1 pseudogene is annotated in these 451 nt (G+C 45.5%); it reads left to right on the top strand.

The features are described 5' to 3' along the window. Positions 1–451: pseudogene (locus tag J7R05_RS08105) on the top strand (contractile injection system protein, VgrG/Pvc8 family); the annotation flags it as partial.

Below are 451 nucleotides of genomic sequence, written 5' to 3' on the forward strand. Positions count from 1 at the left end.
GTAGCATTATTCAAGAAATAGCAAAACGTAATGGCTACACCCCCAAAGTTGATCCTGCTCTTGCAAAAATTGTTGTGCGTCATATTGACCAAACTGCTGAAAGCGACATGGCTTTTGCCACACGCCTTGCAGAAGAATATGATGCGGTAGCAAAGCCCGTTGATGGCAAACTTGTGCTTGCCAAACGTGGTGAAGGCAAAGCCATCACCGGTGAAACACTCCCTATTATTGTTATTCATGAGAAACATTGCACCTCTTGGGATTTTAAATACAGCGCACGGGATGAAGCAGGTGCAGCCAATGGCTTAGAAACGGATGTGGGGGACGACCAAAAAGCCGCTGCTGATGCACGAGAACCAGAAGAGATTGATGATGAAAACTTTATCCATATGAATGACAATGACAGAGCAGCACCATCACCATCTGAATCGGACAAAGTCGAAACAACACC

This window comes from Bartonella capreoli, assembly GCF_902813205.1.
GTDB lineage: Bacteria > Pseudomonadota > Alphaproteobacteria > Rhizobiales > Rhizobiaceae > Bartonella > Bartonella schoenbuchensis.